Consider the following 16,634-nt stretch of genomic DNA (forward strand, 5'->3'; position numbering starts at 1 on the left):
TCCCCCTATGTTTTACATAATTTATCCTCCCCTTTACGATTCGATTTCCCCTTAAAAAATCCCTTTTCACACGAATTATCATCTTTCCGACAGTAATCTTCATAATAATACGGACAAAAACCGATAAGCTCATTTTAATATTCGAGTTTCTTCTACTTCATTTTTCTGCTCGCCAGTAAAAGAAAAAGAGTATATTGTCACATTAAGAATTACTATCTTCATATGACGATATACTCTTCTATCAAATTTTTATCTTTCTTGACATTTTATTTATAAAAAAAAATGAAATTTTCTTTCGTTTTTTGTTTCTCAATATTTGTTAACATAATATTTTTATGAATAACCACCATTCGAGTGAATGACTTGCCCAGTAACCCATTTCGCTTCTTCACTTACTAAAAAAGAAATTAAGCGCGCAGCATCCATTGTTTCTCCAACTCTACCTTGCGGGAATTTCCACACTAAATAATGTTTTAATTCTTCTGTAATCCACCCTGTATTTGTTGGTCCTGGATCAACGGCATTAACAGTAATCCCCTTCTCCATCGCTACTGGTGCTACTGACTTTGTAAATGCTTCAATTGCTCCCTTCGTTGCTGCATATGCTAGTTCATCTGGCATTGGACCTACTGACTGCCCTGAAGTAAGATTAATAATACTCCCGCTCGTTTTAAGTGAATAATGTTTTATAAACAATGAACTTAATAACATAGTAGCCCGAACATTAACTGTATAATGTTTATCCAACTGCTCTACATCTAATTCCTCAATTCTCGTATGAGTAGAATACACTGCATTATTAATTAGAATAGATGGATCACCTAACCGTTCTGATACCATATAAAACAAACGATTTGGCGAATAAGACTGCGATAAATTGATTTCTGCCATTTCACATCGCACATCGTAACTTTCAATTTCCTTTTTCAGCAAAAAGGGTTCTTGATCACTCATTCCCCATGGCATCGCTTTATCATACTTTGGCCAGTACGTGAAAAAAATGTCTATCCCCTTTTGAGCAAGCACCTTGCATACAGCTGCACCAATTCCATTCAGACGAGTTGCCCCTGTTACAATTGCTATTTTCTTCACCTTTTTCTCCTCCATCTATACACAGATCCTCTGCATGAATACAGAGGATCTATCTTCTTATTGAATATTTGACAGTATACGTTCAGCACCTAATTTTAATATTTTAATAAAGATATAATTTACAATCGTAAACATTACAAATAAAACGATAAACATAACCCACAGTCCGACATGAAGGAAGAAGTATAATACACTTACTCCCGCTACAATAATTAAAGCTATTAAAATATTAGCTAAAAAATTCCACAATGTTGTATATCGGCTTTTAAATAATTTCTGTTCTGTATCCCAATGTATATCTGCAGTTTGTGCATCCCAGCGTGTACCGATTAAATTAATTAACAATAACCCGTTCGCACTTAGTAAAAACCACAGTAACATGAAAACAGGAGAAATCCTAGCTACAACTGCCATCGTAATACCGAATACTGCTAAAATGATTACATTAATTAACCAAGCAGTGATTGCTTTCGCAAAAAAGATATCCGAAGCCTTTACTGGTAAGTAACGATTCACAAACCAAGAGCTTCCATCTCGCGAAAATGACGTTGTTGCAATGACGTTACTACCCATTAAAAATAACGATGCACAAAGACCAACACCAATTGCGAATCCTGTTGTCTCTGGATTGTTAATATACTCTGTAATAAACTTTAAATTTCCATCTTGCACAAATAAAATAAAGAACAACATAATTGGCATAACGAAAGTTTGTACAATACAATTTAAGAAAAATTGTGGTGTACGGAATAACGTTTTAAATTCTTTTTTCACATACGCTTTTAAATGCGAACTTTGTACTGTTGATTTCTGTAAACCTTCCGCCGAAATAACTTGTTTCTTTGCTGTACTCGTTGAAAGTCCAATAACCCCTTTTAAATATGTACGCTCTGCAACGTAATAAAACAACACAAAGAAGACAAATGAAATAACTGCAAAGATTATTACATATAAAGGTCCCTTCCAATTTGCATTTTCTACTAATGCCACTGCTCCAAAATATGTAGTTGGAAAATAATTTGTCATTTGTACTAAAAGAGAAGATTGATTATTTACAAGGTATTCCGCAGCCCCATCACCAGAAAACGCACTTTTATTTCTCCACTGCATAAATACGTTAATTCCTACAATAAATAATATACTTACGATTCCAATAAATATATTTCCTCGATCTTTATTTTTCGCTATATTTGTATACCTCATAATAATTGTCATCAGTAACGAAGCTAATACTAACGGCACGATTGGGAAGAGTAAGTAAATAAAAATCATATATATGTAATATGTAATAAATGCGCCACTTTTTAAACCGTACGTAATGAAGATTGGTAATAAAATAAATGAACTCATTACGTATTGTGTAATTAATACCGTTAAAAATTTTGCCGAAATAATTTGCGCTGGTTTTAATGGTAACGGCAGTAACATTTCAATATCATTGCTGTAGTAAAATACAGTTAAAATGTTCGTTATACTCATTAAAAATACCCATATACTCGCAATCGCAAGTCCCATTGCAATAATCATTCCCGGCCCTTGCCCTAATTGTTTCAGACCTTCATACATTCCGTGCGTCATCGAACCAAATATTAAAAATCCAACAAATAAAATAGCTGCAAATGAAAATAAATACGCCCATCGCTTCTTCTTATCTGCTATAAAATCTGCGTAATTTAACTTTAATAGTACCTTCGTTAACGTCCAAATTTTACTCATTGCCCGTCATCTCCAAGAACATTTTTTCAAGTGATTCATTGGATTTAAAATGATCTCTCATTTCATCTAAATTTCCTTTAAACTGCAAATTCCCCTTATTAATAATAGCAACCCGGTCACATATTTTTTCCGCTACTTCTAATACGTGTGTAGAGAAAAATACAATCTTTCCTTTATCCGCATGTTCTCTCATCATTTCTTTTAAAATATATGCAGATTTCGGATCAAGCCCTGTTAACGGTTCATCTAAAATCCATACATCTGGCTCATGCACGAGCACACCAATAATAACGATTTTTTGTCTCATACCGTGCGAATAACTTTGAATTTGATCAGATAATGCATTATAAAGATCAAACTTCTTCGCTAAAGACTCTATTCGTTCTTGTCTTACTTCTTTCGGCACTTCATACATATCAGCCATAAAGTTTAAATATTCAATTCCTTTTAAACGTAAAAACATATCTGGACTATCCGGCACATAACCAAACGTCTTCTTCGCTTCCATCGGCTCTTCCATAATATTTTTTCCGTTAATCGTAATAGTCCCTTTGTCCACTCCGTGAATACCAGTAATCATCTTAATTGTCGTTGATTTACCCGCACCATTCGGTCCTAAAAATCCAAAGATTTCGCCGCTAGGTACAGATAAACTTAAATCTTTTACTGCATAGGTAGACCCATTATAACTTTTTGACACATTCGTAATTTCAATCATTCCATCCAATCCTTTCCTTAATTACCAAATAACTATATTGATATTATAGCATACTTCTATTTTAAGATTTTTACATTTTTCAGTTTATTTAACCTTTAAAATAAATATACACCCCTAATCCAACAACTAAAACGACAGCTAGTATAATATAAATCATTGTTAATCGTTTAATATTCCCCTTTGTCGCTTTGCTATAATTTGCATCACCATTCCGCCCAATTAACACCGTCGCAATGACAGTAATCACTACAAGTAATACAACGATCATGATCCAAGTTAGCATTTCTTCCTCCCCCTCCTTACAACCATTTTACAATATTATCCTCTTTATTTCGCAGCATATTTCCTCTTTTTACTATTATTATGAAGCAAACTGGAAAACTATTATTACCATTCCTATCCAATTGTGATATATTTGTAACATAACGTGACTTATTTCTAACAACGTAAGGAGGACCTATCATGAAAACAACTTGGATAAAATATTTAGGATTTCTCGGTTTCTTCGGTTTCCTCGGATTTTTTTATGAAAAAGGATTGTTTACTATGTTCTGTTTCTTCTCCTTTTTCACATCGTATAGAACAGTTCAACACGATGAACTGTTTGAACAAATTGTCAATAAATCGTGCCGCAATGCATTTATCGTTACGTTACTAACTACCGCAATCATTATGTTTATTGAAATGTTATTTCCAAACCCGGCGCTACAAGAAATTGATATCGCTCTTATTTTCGGTACACTCATTCTTACGTTCGGTTTTTCTATGTTCTTTTATGATAAACCTGTTGATGAAATGGAAGATGCACCATGGCGTTCGTAACGAGGATAAAAGAATACCGCGCCAAATTGAACATGACACAAGAAGATTTAGCAAAGAGCATTGGTGTACGCCGTGAAACAATTAGCCACCTTGAAAAAGGTAAGTATAATCCTTCATTGCAACTCGCTCACGATATAGCGAAGGCACTTCATAGTACGATTGATGAGATTTTTATTTTTGAGGATTAATTAAGGGTACAAAATCACCAGAACCACGTAAAAATACCGGCATCCTTCCTATGAAGAATACCGGTATTTCTCATTTATCATCCATACAAAACCGCATGAAATACGCCTAACAGTAAATATTGATCGTCTATATAATCCTCATCATATAGATTCATCTCAATGTAATACATATCTTCCTCAAGACGAATATTCCAATCTGCAGTTACATAGCCGTTTCGTAATAACTTTCCAAGCCCAATTGTAGTTTTGTGAACAACAAATTCTTCTCTCTTATATGTAAAGGTAAATAAGAAATTTGCATCCAATAACTTTCCGTCACATACAAGTATTTCATGCTCTGCATCATTATTATCGATGTACGTTACTAAAATCTTTCTTTGGCGCTGCCTACTTACATCCTTTGCAATGACGCGAATATTTTTCTTAATATCCTTTATTTCATAAATGATATTACTACCAATTTTCGGAATAAAATCCAGCACTCTCATCAGCGTATTTTTATAATAGCCCCTTACTACGCCTACTTGCTCGCTTCCATTATAAACCTCTATCGGCGTCGTATCTGCTTTGCTATCACACGGTCGTTTGTAAGAAATCTGCATCATTCGCTCTCCTCTTAAGTACTGATCAAACGTCACAGGATATTCTATCGCACGCAGTTCCTTATTTAGCTCATATAAATAGCATTGAACGCTCTCTACTAATGTTTCAGTAGAGATACGCTCTTGAAGTTCAAATTCTTGCCAGCTGGAAGAAACATTCCATTGGTTATGATCCTCTTCATAGAAGAAGCCAAGAATGACCTCTTCACGGTCAGCCGTTTCATATTTCATAGGCACGTTTTGCCCGTGTTGAACTTGTTCCATCCACTGACCTAAATAAATGCCCAGCTCCGCAACCTTCATACATGACTTCTGAAAAAGTACGCTGTCACTCGCGAGAATCGTTAATTCCCCTTCAATAAAGCCCTTTGTATAAGCATCATACTTTGGCTCATCCTTCTGCGGAATAGCCTTGTCTAACTCAAATAAAAACTTTAACATTCTTTATTCACCTCTAGTTGTTACACAGTTCATACCTAACATTGCAGCACTCTGAGAAACTATGTATATATACACATTTAATTTATGTATTATAACACGTAAATGACCTTAGTATAGAAACACTATTTTCGCTTTACGAACTCCCTCATAATAGAATAACTATCCTTTTATTATTTTTTCTTGACTTAGAGTTCACTCTAACCATTATAATCAACTCATAGTTCATTCACAATAAAATCAATTGGACAAAATTCAGTAGGGATTGGAATAGCTAAAATCAAAAGTGGCTGACATTATCGCAGACCTGGATATTGTTATTCGAACCTTTGATTTATCTGTTACTACAATTGTATATTAAGGTACTATTCAAATAAAAAACAACAATTTCCTGTGCGTTAAGAAGTAAGTGATTCTTGTTATTTTTTCCTTATTTTACTTTCTCTTAATAGTCGTAAATCTTCTATAATTTATTTAGTACATATAAAAGAGACGGAACCTTAAAATCAGCAAATTAGAAAATAAAACAGGATGGGAGTCAATTATTATGGATCAATCAAATAAGGCATTTAGCCTAGCATTAGTAAAATCGTTAAGAGGAGAACGAGGACATCTTCCCATCAAAAATGCTTTGTCGGATATAGACATGGTGCTTGCGGGAAAACGCAGAGAGGAACTACCTTATTCTATTTATCAATTAGTAAAACACATGACCTACTGGCAAGATTTTCTCTTATTATCCGCCCAGGGGAAGAAGCCTGCATTGCCCGCCCATGTAAAAGAGAGCTGGCCTGAAGAAGAATGTCCTGCCAGTGAAGAAGAGTGGCAACAGATTATTCAGTATTTTCTTCAAGGGATTGAACAGGCATGCACGATTGCCCAAACTGTTCAATTGGACAAAATATTGGAGGAATGGCCTGGTGAAACCACTGGCGGTGTTCTACGAAATATTGCATCTCACAACTCCTACCATTTAGGAGAAATTGTGCTGATCCGCAGATTATTTAGTGCTTGGCCACCACCAACAGGCGGATATCCAGTCTAAACAAGGAAATGGTTCCAACCTATGCCCATTAACTTAAAATTTCGAATTACTTCCAAAACGAAATTTTTACCACTTTACAGTTATTTATGAAAATTAAATTCATTTTTTTCATTATTAGGGAACAAACATTTTTTACTTGATGGAGATAGGGTACAAAAATATACATTTCATCTCCTAACAAAATAAAAAAGATTGCTCATATCCTAAGAGGCAATCTTTTTTTATTTTTAAGCAGTTTGTAATTTGTCATTACAAACTGCTTAAAATATTATTTCGTGTTATTTCTGTTTTCCAAAACCTTCTCCACATTAACCTTCAATTTTAATTCCAGCTTGTTTAAATGGTTCTGATTTTATTTCTGTTTTCTTCAGTAAAATTGTTTTGACTTGGTGCCATCTTTTTTGTTCCATATCTTAGTATATGAAATTATATCGACGATTCATCAAATTTCAACACAATTAAAATGAGGCTGCCTTTTCTTGAACCACTCCCACAATTTCTAAAATTTGCAGAAGACTCTCCACTTCATAAGTCGGCTTAACTTCTGCCCTATTTTCTTTCAAACTCGGATTATACCAACATGTATCAATGCCGTAGTCTTCTCCGCCTTTCATATCAGAAGTTAACGAATCTCCAACCATAAGTACACTTGATTTATCCGTAATTCCAAATTTCTCAAATGCATAATCAAAAATCTCACGTGCTGGCTTTTGATGACCAACTTCTTCAGAAATAATAATATGATCAAAGAAATTACATAAAGGCGAATTTCCGATTCTTGATTGTTGCACCTTCGTATATCCATTCGTAATAATACCTAGCTTGCAATCTTGTAGATTTTCACATAATTGCACAGCACCTTCTATAAGATGTACTTCTTTCCCTAAGTTTTCAAGATATACATCGCTAAATTGCTGCGCATCTACGTCTATATTATGAAGTGCAAATAATTGTCTAAATCGATCTACTGCTAATTCACTTAGCGTAATCATTTTATTTTCTAAATCTCTCCATAATCCATTACTAATCTCTTTATAACTTGCAAGATAATCATTATACCCTGTAGGCATGCCGAACTGTACAAACGCATTGTGTAATGCATTCCTTTCCGTTTCAGGGAAATCTAATAATGTATCGTCTACGTCGAATAGTATTACTTTGTATTTCATGATGTTTTCCTCAACTCCTATATTCTCATAGCTTAATTATAACAACAATAGTAAAAGGAGGCTAATCCAAATCAGCCTCCTTCTCATTATTAATCTTCCAGCAATAACACTTTCATTTCTTCTAACGAATCTTTCGTAAAGCCAAGAGCTTTTTCGGCGTATGCTTCAACTGATCCGTATTGCTTTTGGATTCCATCAATCGCAGCTTGTAAATATTCGGCGCGCGCTTCAAACATTGCACCTAATATTGCTCTGCTCTCATCATTTTGTAATTTCGCACCTAAAAAAGCCATCATTTTTTCATTTAGCTTTTCACGGAATCCGTTACTTAATAAGTAATCTTCCATTACTGTTTTTTCCGGTACACCTAGTAAAAGTAATAAAAGCGCTGAACCAAATCCAGTACGATCTTTTCCAGCTGTGCAGTGGTTTACTAACGGTAAGTTTTCCGGGTTTTGCGCTAAGTTTAAGAAGCTCACGAATGCCTCGTTGCCACTTACGAAATCTTGATTCATTTTCACAAGATACTCACCTGGTTTTCCTAACATAGAAAGGTCACCAACTTGGAAAAACTCATTTATATTTAAGTCTTTCGCTAAGTCTTGCATAACTGGTAAGCACACTTGACGAGCACCCGTAATTTCTGGATTCGGCTTATGCTTCACTTCAAAGTCTGTACGGTAATCACAAATTAACTTTAAACCAGACTTTTGTAAATACGCAATATCCCATTCTGTTAGTCCTGCTAATTCTTCAGAACGGTATAATTTGCCCCATTTCACTTTACGGCCTTCTGTCGTTTCATATCCTCCCATATCACGGAAGTTAAACGCGCCTTGTAATGGCAGTCTACGCTCAGCTACTGTTACTGCTTGTCCATTACTTCCTACTAATCTAAAATATGGACGTTCATTTTCACTCGGGTTTTCAATTGTATATGATAATTCTCCATTTACCGTTGCAAGTAATTCTCCAGTTTCTTCAATATGTTCTGGTGAAGTACTCCAATAAATACGAACTTCTTCTATATTATTTTCCCATTTTATTTGTAACGTATTATCTTCAATTCTTTCTACAGTTGCTTGTAACCAATTTCTTTGCTGCTCCATTCTTTCACCAACGCTTTCTCTTATAGTCAAATCTTACTCTATTTTATTATAGGAATATCTACTTTGTCGTTCTCATTTTTCTTTTTATCTTACAAACAGGCAAAAAGTTCTTTTACTTGTTCAAAATTTGTACATGGATTCCCTCGAAATACGTATGCGATTTGTTCTTTTCCGTTAAGTATTCAAGGAAAGATCGCCAGTTCTCTTGATATTGCTGTATGGTACGGGGCCCGCGTCCTTCCGCATATTTGATATGAATAAACATATTAAAATACTCTTGTAGAGTAGGGCGAGTGTGTTCGGTAATTTCATTTGAAATATCTTTGATTCCTTCGTGTTTCTCCATACCCTTTCACACCTTTACATATTTTATATCTAATTATATAAGGGGAACTGTAGAATTCTCCACGGTACTTATTGGCGGAAAAAATAACAGGGAAAGATCTGTAAGGTAAAAGGTGGTAACATTAAAAAATAAGATATCCAATAAAGTTGAGATATAATATATTATTCGTAATGAAAATATTATATAGTAAAATTAAAAAAGGGGTGAAACATCATTCGAGATTATTTTATACTAGATATTTTTTTGTGTTCTGCACTACTGATTGCATTCATTGTGGGATTGGTTGTTTTTTATAAAAAGAATAGAAAGCGAAAGAAGAGGGGATTCTGGCAAGGGATAGTAGTTCTGTCTATTTTCGTTATCTCTTCAGTTTATTTGTTAGCTTCTACTCTTCTGGAATTAAATTATTATCTAAAAGGAAATGTTAGTAAGGTAGAAGGTGAATGCTATATCACTGTAAATGAAAACCACTATAAATCTTCAAGAGTAGACATTGAAATTGATGATTTGTTCTTAGTAGCAGATCAATTAGAACTCCCAGACATAGAAGAGGATTATTACATGTGTAAAATAGAATATTTACCATTTTCAAAGGAAGTTACCCGTCTGGAGTATGAATGATGTTTAGAAATACATAGGATGATAACGTTAGCCGCTACGTTTCTTTTTACGAAGTGTACACTCTTCTATCATGGTCAGCACTAGATATTGCAAAGCAACATGGATACTAATCAGAATCAAATGATACGAATAGTGATGAACAAATGAAAGGTAAGCGGCACTTATCGGGATTCCAAGAAAGAGAGAACCCCACTTGTTTTTTGTGAAAAAGTAAAGGGATGTAGCAACTAAAACACCGATAAGGATCGCTTCCCAGTAAACATACCAACTTACGTCACGAACAAATATGTCTAAAAAGTAATACATGGATACTCACTCCTTTCAAAAAACTTTCGATAGTTTTTTTCGAATCCTGCCAATTGGATAGATAAGCGTATTGTGTTGGAGGTATTTAGGTTATCTGAAAGAAAACTTATGTCAGTGGATTCACATAATGAATGCATGACTTCTAATTTTCCCCTACAAATACTTCGTATTATGTACCTTTCTCCATGGTTCAATATCTAAACTATGTTCTTCATTACGTTATCAGTCATAGTAATGACTGATAACGTAATTTTACTCATAAAAATGCCTATTAAAAACTTTAAGTAAATTTCATACATATAATTAGATATACACTATTTTTGAGCCCTAACCTCCCGCTAAATGAGTTCGAGAGAGTACATTATTCATCCTTTAAAACTCCCTCACATACCGCTCAGTACAACTCAGCAACTGACATCCGTTCTTTTCAAAAACATCCTTCATCCACTCATTTTGTATATTTGTCTCACCAATATAATAAGATGCACCTATTTCCTTTAAGACAAACATCGCACCTGCAAATAGTGCAGCTTCATATCCCTTGTTACGCATATTTGGAGTAGCTGCGAAGTGCATAAGTTTCCCTTCTTCTAACGTACCTCTTTCAATATGTGGGATTACAACTCCTATCGGCTCTTCACCTACACTCGCTGTTAAACAATGTTCTTTCCAGTGCTCACCAATTTCTTGTAGCATCATGTGTACAAATTGATCATGAGCGACTGGTTCTCCCGTCGCTTCATTCCACAGTGTGTAAAAAGCCTCTTCCCCTACTTCTTCAATTAACTTAAAATCAACTTCACTTTCTACATCTTCTACTTCGTATATATCTTTAAACACAATCATGTTTTCCGTAACATATTCAAATGAATACGTTTCAAAACATTTTTTATACACATCATAATTTGGACTTTTTGAAGAGATTTCAAAATGTAGTTTTTCTAATCCATCTTTTTCAGCTTCAGCAACGCAATATTGCATCATCTCTTCTAATTGCTCTTCTGTAAAAATTTCTGCATTATTTTCTTTTATCATGACAGAAGAAGCACTTCTTCTTATTTTAAAATGTTTTTCTAACTGTTCTATCGTCGTCATATTCTTCCCTCATCTATATCATACTCGAATTTGTAATCGTTCTCCTTGCATGAGCAGGATTGTCCTTGAATATATAGAATACTAGAAAAGATCGCATCTTTAAAGTGCGGAGGAGGTTCTCCATTGGATATTACAGCGCTGCAACAACAGTTAGAGCTTATACAACAAAATGACTATACGCAACTACAACATATAGATGTAAATGAGTTAACTTTGAACATGCTTCAGTATATCGGAACGACTGATAGTTACGTTCGTTACCAACTTATATATAAATGTTTTGCACATTTTATTCATCATGAATTCCTTATGGACGATCAACTGAAATTACTGTTGCAAACTTGTTTAAGTGATGAGTATTTACATTGTGACATTTACTCCCCACATACAGATGGGGTTTTCACACGTTCTTACACTGTTTCGTTAATCGCATTAATACTCCAATTCGCTAACTCACACTACTTTTTTACAGAGGAAGATATCGAGGAAATAAAAAACAAACTTATTACATATACAAACTTAGAAACGGATTTTCGTAGCTATATCGAAAATAAAGGATGGGCTCATTGTCTTGCCCACGTATCTGATGCCTTTACTGAAATTGTTCATAATTCTTATACGACCTTTGAATGGTATGAAGAATTAATTCATTGCTTATTAAATAAAATCTTTATTCCATCTGACCTTTTTCATAATAACGAAGATGAACGCATTGTTACTCCATTATTAGCAATGCTGTATCATGATTTTCCTCAAAACGAGTTAATTTCTATTATTCATAAAAAAATAAAAAGGCTTCCTCAAATTAGAAAACGCCTTTCGCTTAATGAGTATTGTATTTTATGTGCCAACATTAAAACCTTTTTACGCACATTATTTTTCAGAACGAAAGATGACCATAACTTAGCCTTTACAGCACGTAAAACAGAAAGAATGTTAAAGGAACTTCCAAATTATTATTAGCTATAAGGAGACAACTATGGGTTATATTGAAGATATGAGAAATCTAGTAGGAAATCACCCACTGATTTTAATAGGATCACACGCCATTATATTAAATGAAAAAGATGAAGTATTGCTGCAGCTTCGTACAGATTTTAACCGCTGGGGCATTATTGGCGGTGCCTTAGAATATAACGAAACGTTAGAAGATGCTTTAAAACGAGAAGTGTTTGAAGAAACTGGACTTATTATTAAAAATCCAGAACTAATCCGTACATACTCAGGGCCAGATTTCTTTCAAATCTATCCAAATGGCGATCAAGTACACGGTGTACTCGTTGTTTATATTTGCCGAGAATTTCATGGGGAGCTTGTATGTGATAAAACTGAGTCAAAAGAATTACGTTTCTTTCCGCTTGATGAGTTACCTAGTACTCTTCATCCAGTCATTGAGAAGATTCTTCGCGATTTTCATCACTCCAATAAAAAATAGAAATCAAACAACCTCATTTCCCGTCATTACAACGTGAAATGAGGTTGTTGTCATTCACCGTAAATCCCTATTTCCCCAAAATGATATTAACGCTCTCTTTTTACAACTTTATATCCCTTTATAAAAAGGATAGTTATATAAGAAACAATAAATGAAAGAATAGTATACATGCCCACCCAAAAGAAAAATGCTGGATCGTGCACTGTAACATTTAACATAAGAAAAATAAGAAATGTTACTATTGGCATCACATAAAATGTACCTACTTTATATGCTCCAGCTATTGAAACAATACAAACAAGCAATGGATATATACAGAAAATAAAAATGATTTCACTCAACGTTATGTCCCCCTTTCTGCAGAAATAATAGGTTTCTCGTACACATTTGGGGGAACAACAAAATTTTATTTTTTATCAATTATTAGTAAATATAATGTTAGATTGTTATCTCAATCTGATTTCCTTCAGGATCACTTACTACACTTTCATAATAACCATCCCCTGTAGTACGCGGCCCGTTTAGCACTGGGTATCCTGCTTCTCTTAATGTATTAGTTAATTCGTTCACTTTTTCTTTGCTATCTACTGAAAAAGCAATATGCGCATATCCTATTGTTTGTGTTTGTACTTTCTCGTCTATCCCTACCTGCTTCATAAGTTCTAGACGCGCACCGCCTTCAAAAGTTATGAAATAAGATTCAAACTGCTTTTTCGGATTGTGATATAAGCTATTTTCTTCACCACCGAAGTACTGTTTATAAAAATCACGCATTCTTTCTAAATCATTCACCCAAATTGCTACATGTTCAATTTTCATAATCGACACCTTTTCTTTTATGTTATTCAACTGGCAATTGGATGCTTCATTGCCAGTACATTTAATTTTCTTTATTTGTTCTCATAATCATAAGATCAAGTCCAAGGCTTTTTAACCCATATAAATAATCTTCTTTCCAGTTGCTCACTGTTATTTTCGGAATATGTTCTGCCGGAATGTACTGCGGACAACTTTTTACAATCTGATCTATTACAATTTGGTTCACTTCATCATCACAGAAGATGAATCCATGAGGGTTAATAATAGCTATACATGTAGCTATTAAACGAGTAATAGCATCTATATTATATTCCTCTGGATTATTCGAATCTTCACTTCTCAAAGCTTGCAAGAAATTTTTATTATCGTACTGCGGGACGAAAGATATCTCTCCTGAGAAAAATGTGCTTCCGCGTACGACATCTCCATTTACCATAATCCCCGCACCTGGGCCATTTTGACCTGAATACAAATATACAAGAGAGGAATTTTCATTGTTTCCAGTATTTTTATGATAGCCGAGCACTGCAGCATTCATATCGTTTTCTATTACTACTGGTATAGAAAACAGTTCCTCCAAGTGACTTTTCAAATTAAAATTTTGGAACTTTTCATATCCAGGAATATAGAAAATACGCCCATTATCGACAGCACCAGGAACACCAATTGAGATTGAACTTATCTTTGGAAACGTAGCTATAAGACTTTCTATATGTTCTGTTAATACACTTAGACCCGTATCAATTAATGCACTTGAAGTACTGCCTTGTTCTTTTACTTCCCCTAAACAGTTAAAAATTGTATAGTTCGTCTCATTTTTTTCTAAAAATATCGCTAAACCTAACATATATTCTGGATTATATTCATATCGTTTTGCTCTTCTTCCACCACTTGAATCATCTAAACCGGCTAAAGTGACTTCACCGTCTTGTTTCATTTTTTCTATAAATTTACTTATCGTTGGAAAACTGATTTCTAATGTATTACTAAGTTCAACTTTCGTTGCACTACCTCGCTCTAGAAGAGCTGTACGAATGCCGCGAAGGATCGTCTCTTTAATCGATTTTTGAGTAACAAATTGTTCACTCAAATCGCTCACCACCTTAATCAACATACTTATTAAACGCTTTTAATAAGTTGCGTTGACAATATATCATACATCATTTTCTAAAGCAATAGAGATGATATATTTCTACTAGCGGCACTCCGTATTTAAATCGATGCATTCTCTCTCGTAACAGACGATACAATTCCAGACAAGATAACAAATAATAAAACAGCTAGCAAAGCATTACGTATTCCGAATGCTTCTCCAAGTATTCCTAAAAATGGTGGTCCGACTAAAAACGCTGTAAAACCGATGATAGAAACTGCAGCAACATTAGAAGTCGCATTTTCACTGTCATCTCCAGCAGCAGAAAGCCCAATCGGGAAACCTAACGCGGCACCAATCCCCCACAGTACTACACCAAGTGCTAGAAAATATGAGTTACTCCCAAATATGACGATTGTCATTCCTATAATCGCCATCATAATAGTAGCACGCATAACCGCGACACGACCGAATCGATCAAGAAAATAACTACTGCACATTCGAGCTAATGTCATTGCCAATACAAAAATAGTGTACATAATAGAACCTGTTACTACACTTTGCTCATGTCCATCTACCATCACAATAGGTAACCAATCATTTGCACTTCCTTCTGCAAATGCCATTCCAAGCACAAAAAGACCAAGTAAAAGCACCTTTTTTTCCATCCGTAAAGAAGTATGCTTCGCTCGCTTTTTGTTTCGCGATTTCTCCTTCTTTCCTGTCCCATGCGGAAGAAAACGATACAACATACATACAAGTAATACAAACATGACCGAAATCGCAAGAAATTGATACAGAATTGGGATGTGAAGCGAGATGGCGGCAGAACCACTGAGCGCGCCTACTAAAGTTCCTATACTAAAAAAGCCATGGAATTTCGGAAGAAGAGTTGTTCCTAATTTCTGCTCAATGGCAGAACCTTCTACATTCAATGCGACTTCTGCTAATCCATATCCTACTCCAAATACTAGTAAGCTACCAAAAGCCCCCATACTAGAAACAAAATAAATAGTAATACCTAAACAAAGCAATCCAACAATCATAAAAAACATACTGCCTATAATAACGTCTCTAGCTCCCTTACCGTCAATAAAATGACTTGCACTTAGTAAACCAATTATTGAACCGACAGATAATCCGAACAAAATCCAGCCCATTTCTGCATTTGACACTGCTAAAATATCTCGAGTAGCTGCTGTTCTAGAAATCCATGTAGCAAATGCCACACCTGGCAAAGCAAATAAGAGGAATAGAGCATTTCGAGAGGCAAGTAGCGTCTTTGTATCATTTTCCGCAAAATCTTTCTTCATATGAAACACCTTTCAAATTCTCTATACGATAATTTATACTCTAATGAAAACACCTTTTACTCTTCTATCTTTTTAATAACTTTAGCTGGGTTACCACCAACAACTACATTATTAGGTACATCTTTTGTCACAACTGCCCCTGAAGCAATTACAACATTATCTCCAATTGAAATACCAGGGTTAATAATAGCGCCTCCGCCAACCCAAACATTGTTACCTATCTTTACCGGTTTTCCATATTCTTTGCCAGAGTTTCGTTCCACCGGATGTAATGGATGAGTAGCAGTATAAATGTGAACACCAGGTGCAAACATACAATTATCACCGATTCGAACTTCACAAACGTCCAAAATCACACAATTGAAATTTGCGAAAAAGCTCTTTCCAACATGAATATTGTAGCCGTAATCACAACGAAAATCAGGATTAATTTGTGCTTTCCCATCAGCTGAAGAACCTAAAAGCTGATTTAATAATGTAAAACGCCTCTCATCTCCTGTCTCCATCGCCTCGTTATAAAGGCGTGTTAAACGTTTTGCCTCCACCCTATCAGCCACCAATTCTTCGTCATCCGCAATATACATTTCTCCTGCCACCATCTTTTCTTTCTCCGTTTTCATACAATCCTCTCCTTTTTTATTATATGGGAGGCACTTATTAAACATCTTTAATAAGTACCTTTAATTAAACTTATTAAACAAGTTTAA

20 protein-coding genes are annotated in these 16,634 nt (G+C 34.7%); 6 read left to right on the forward strand and 14 right to left on the reverse strand.

Annotation, left to right across the window (positions count from 1 at the left end; translation table 11 throughout):
• Positions 1 to 333: 333 nt before the first annotated feature.
• From RT27_RS16400 to RT27_RS16415, 4 genes are all read right to left on the reverse strand, one after another.
• Entirely contained in the window at positions 334 to 1,092 is a 759-nt protein-coding gene (locus RT27_RS16400) for an SDR family oxidoreductase (RefSeq protein ID WP_016080909.1), read from the reverse strand.
• A gap of 57 nt (positions 1,093 to 1,149) precedes the next feature.
• On the reverse strand, positions 1,150 to 2,808 hold the full coding sequence (locus tag RT27_RS16405; RefSeq protein ID WP_043936671.1) for an ABC transporter permease: 1,659 nt from the start codon (positions 2,806 to 2,808) through the stop codon (positions 1,150 to 1,152).
• Positions 2,801 to 3,526 carry an ABC transporter ATP-binding protein gene (locus tag RT27_RS16410; RefSeq protein ID WP_000570204.1) on the reverse strand — a complete coding sequence of 242 codons (726 nt, stop codon included), beginning with the start codon at positions 3,524 to 3,526 and terminating at the stop codon, positions 2,801 to 2,803. Before RT27_RS16410 ends, RT27_RS16405 begins: the two co-directional genes overlap by 8 nt.
• 88 nt (positions 3,527 to 3,614) lie before the next feature.
• On the reverse strand, positions 3,615 to 3,809 hold the full coding sequence (locus RT27_RS16415) for a hypothetical protein (protein WP_000958863.1): 195 nt from the start codon (positions 3,807 to 3,809) through the stop codon (positions 3,615 to 3,617).
• A gap of 179 nt (positions 3,810 to 3,988) precedes the next feature.
• Here RT27_RS16415 and RT27_RS16420 point away from each other — a divergent pair, with 179 nt between their 5' ends.
• Entirely contained in the window at positions 3,989 to 4,348 is a 360-nt protein-coding gene (locus RT27_RS16420; protein ID WP_000859213.1) for a DUF3796 domain-containing protein, read from the forward strand.
• A complete protein-coding gene (locus RT27_RS16425) occupies positions 4,336 to 4,536 on the forward strand; it encodes a helix-turn-helix transcriptional regulator (RefSeq protein ID WP_029442846.1) in 201 nt (66 codons plus the stop codon). Before RT27_RS16420 ends, RT27_RS16425 begins: the two co-directional genes overlap by 13 nt.
• Before the next feature lie 77 nt (positions 4,537 to 4,613).
• Here the strand turns inward: RT27_RS16425 and RT27_RS16430 are convergent, their stop codons facing one another.
• A complete protein-coding gene (locus RT27_RS16430) occupies positions 4,614 to 5,579 on the reverse strand; it encodes a hypothetical protein (RefSeq protein ID WP_043936672.1) in 966 nt (321 codons plus the stop codon).
• Positions 5,580 to 6,123: 544 nt separating this feature from the next.
• Between RT27_RS16430 and RT27_RS16435 the strand changes: the two genes are divergently transcribed.
• The gene (locus RT27_RS16435; protein ID WP_016080905.1) at positions 6,124 to 6,621 is read left to right on the forward strand and encodes a DinB family protein; all 498 of its coding nucleotides are present in this window, start codon (positions 6,124 to 6,126) and stop codon (positions 6,619 to 6,621) included.
• A gap of 458 nt (positions 6,622 to 7,079) precedes the next feature.
• On the opposite strand, the gene RT27_RS16440 is transcribed toward RT27_RS16435, so the two are convergent.
• From RT27_RS16440 to RT27_RS16450, 3 genes are all read right to left on the reverse strand, one after another.
• The gene (locus tag RT27_RS16440) at positions 7,080 to 7,790 is read right to left on the reverse strand and encodes a YjjG family noncanonical pyrimidine nucleotidase (RefSeq protein ID WP_043936673.1); all 711 of its coding nucleotides are present in this window, start codon (positions 7,788 to 7,790) and stop codon (positions 7,080 to 7,082) included.
• Between the two features lie 89 nt (positions 7,791 to 7,879).
• On the reverse strand, positions 7,880 to 8,899 hold the full coding sequence (locus RT27_RS16445) for a tyrosine-protein phosphatase (RefSeq protein WP_043936674.1): 1,020 nt from the start codon (positions 8,897 to 8,899) through the stop codon (positions 7,880 to 7,882).
• 112 nt (positions 8,900 to 9,011) lie between these two features.
• Entirely contained in the window at positions 9,012 to 9,245 is a 234-nt protein-coding gene (locus tag RT27_RS16450) for a hypothetical protein (RefSeq protein WP_043936675.1), read from the reverse strand.
• 273 nt (positions 9,246 to 9,518) lie between these two features.
• On the opposite strand from RT27_RS16450, the gene RT27_RS16455 reads away from it, so the two are divergent.
• The gene (locus tag RT27_RS16455) at positions 9,519 to 9,866 is read left to right on the forward strand and encodes a hypothetical protein (protein ID WP_225321830.1); all 348 of its coding nucleotides are present in this window, start codon (positions 9,519 to 9,521) and stop codon (positions 9,864 to 9,866) included.
• A 678-nt stretch (positions 9,867 to 10,544) separates the two neighbouring features.
• Here RT27_RS16455 and RT27_RS16465 read toward each other — a convergent pair.
• On the reverse strand, positions 10,545 to 11,267 hold the full coding sequence (locus RT27_RS16465; protein WP_016080901.1) for a GNAT family N-acetyltransferase: 723 nt from the start codon (positions 11,265 to 11,267) through the stop codon (positions 10,545 to 10,547).
• Positions 11,268 to 11,390: 123 nt separating this feature from the next.
• On the opposite strand from RT27_RS16465, the gene RT27_RS16470 reads away from it, so the two are divergent.
• Together RT27_RS16470 and RT27_RS16475 are read left to right on the forward strand one after the other, a co-directional pair.
• A complete protein-coding gene (locus tag RT27_RS16470; RefSeq protein ID WP_016080900.1) occupies positions 11,391 to 12,230 on the forward strand; it encodes a DUF2785 domain-containing protein in 840 nt (279 codons plus the stop codon).
• Between the two features lie 16 nt (positions 12,231 to 12,246).
• Positions 12,247 to 12,702: an NUDIX hydrolase gene (locus RT27_RS16475; protein ID WP_016080899.1), complete on the forward strand. Its 456-nt coding sequence runs from the start codon at positions 12,247 to 12,249 to the stop codon at positions 12,700 to 12,702.
• 86 nt (positions 12,703 to 12,788) lie between these two features.
• On the opposite strand, the gene RT27_RS16480 is transcribed toward RT27_RS16475, so the two are convergent.
• The 5 genes from RT27_RS16480 to RT27_RS16500 all read right to left on the reverse strand — a co-directional run bounded on the left by RT27_RS16480 (position 12,789) and on the right by RT27_RS16500 (position 16,547).
• Positions 12,789 to 13,043 (reverse strand): YbeF family protein, encoded by a 255-nt coding sequence (locus RT27_RS16480; RefSeq protein ID WP_001289515.1) that lies wholly within the window; start codon positions 13,041 to 13,043, stop codon positions 12,789 to 12,791.
• Between the two features lie 97 nt (positions 13,044 to 13,140).
• The gene (locus tag RT27_RS16485; protein ID WP_016080898.1) at positions 13,141 to 13,521 is read right to left on the reverse strand and encodes a VOC family protein; all 381 of its coding nucleotides are present in this window, start codon (positions 13,519 to 13,521) and stop codon (positions 13,141 to 13,143) included.
• A gap of 61 nt (positions 13,522 to 13,582) precedes the next feature.
• A complete protein-coding gene (locus RT27_RS16490) occupies positions 13,583 to 14,611 on the reverse strand; it encodes an ROK family protein (RefSeq protein WP_043936676.1) in 1,029 nt (342 codons plus the stop codon).
• Between the two features lie 122 nt (positions 14,612 to 14,733).
• Positions 14,734 to 15,927 carry an MFS transporter gene (locus tag RT27_RS16495; protein WP_043936677.1) on the reverse strand — a complete coding sequence of 398 codons (1,194 nt, stop codon included), beginning with the start codon at positions 15,925 to 15,927 and terminating at the stop codon, positions 14,734 to 14,736.
• Positions 15,928 to 15,983: 56 nt separating this feature from the next.
• Entirely contained in the window at positions 15,984 to 16,547 is a 564-nt protein-coding gene (locus RT27_RS16500) for a maltose O-acetyltransferase (RefSeq protein WP_029442851.1), read from the reverse strand.
• Positions 16,548 to 16,634: the final 87 nt, after the last annotated feature.

It is taken from the genome of Bacillus sp. L_1B0_5 (assembly GCF_000836715.1).
GTDB lineage: Bacteria > Bacillota > Bacilli > Bacillales > Bacillaceae_G > Bacillus_A > Bacillus_A thuringiensis_S.

Excerpts from the sequence above, each read along its gene's own strand:
- RT27_RS16405 (WP_043936671.1), bottom strand. The coding sequence starts at position 2,808 with ATGAGTAAAATTTGGACGTTAACGAAGGTACTATTAAAGTTAAATTAC.
- RT27_RS16410 (WP_000570204.1), bottom strand. The coding sequence starts at position 3,526 with ATGATTGAAATTACGAATGTGTCAAAAAGTTATAATGGGTCTACCTAT.
- RT27_RS16415 (WP_000958863.1), bottom strand. The coding sequence starts at position 3,809 with ATGCTAACTTGGATCATGATCGTTGTATTACTTGTAGTGATTACTGTC.
- RT27_RS16420 (WP_000859213.1), top strand. The coding sequence starts at position 3,989 with ATGAAAACAACTTGGATAAAATATTTAGGATTTCTCGGTTTCTTCGGT.
- RT27_RS16425 (WP_029442846.1), top strand. The coding sequence starts at position 4,336 with ATGGCGTTCGTAACGAGGATAAAAGAATACCGCGCCAAATTGAACATG.
- RT27_RS16430 (WP_043936672.1), bottom strand. The coding sequence starts at position 5,579 with ATGTTAAAGTTTTTATTTGAGTTAGACAAGGCTATTCCGCAGAAGGAT.
- RT27_RS16435 (WP_016080905.1), top strand. The coding sequence starts at position 6,124 with ATGGATCAATCAAATAAGGCATTTAGCCTAGCATTAGTAAAATCGTTA.
- RT27_RS16440 (WP_043936673.1), bottom strand. The coding sequence starts at position 7,790 with ATGAAATACAAAGTAATACTATTCGACGTAGACGATACATTATTAGAT.
- RT27_RS16445 (WP_043936674.1), bottom strand. The coding sequence starts at position 8,899 with ATGGAGCAGCAAAGAAATTGGTTACAAGCAACTGTAGAAAGAATTGAA.
- RT27_RS16450 (WP_043936675.1), bottom strand. The coding sequence starts at position 9,245 with ATGGAGAAACACGAAGGAATCAAAGATATTTCAAATGAAATTACCGAA.
- RT27_RS16465 (WP_016080901.1), bottom strand. The coding sequence starts at position 11,267 with ATGACGACGATAGAACAGTTAGAAAAACATTTTAAAATAAGAAGAAGT.
- RT27_RS16475 (WP_016080899.1), top strand. The coding sequence starts at position 12,247 with ATGGGTTATATTGAAGATATGAGAAATCTAGTAGGAAATCACCCACTG.
- RT27_RS16485 (WP_016080898.1), bottom strand. The coding sequence starts at position 13,521 with ATGAAAATTGAACATGTAGCAATTTGGGTGAATGATTTAGAAAGAATG.
- RT27_RS16495 (WP_043936677.1), bottom strand. The coding sequence starts at position 15,927 with ATGAAGAAAGATTTTGCGGAAAATGATACAAAGACGCTACTTGCCTCT.
- RT27_RS16500 (WP_029442851.1), bottom strand. The coding sequence starts at position 16,547 with ATGAAAACGGAGAAAGAAAAGATGGTGGCAGGAGAAATGTATATTGCG.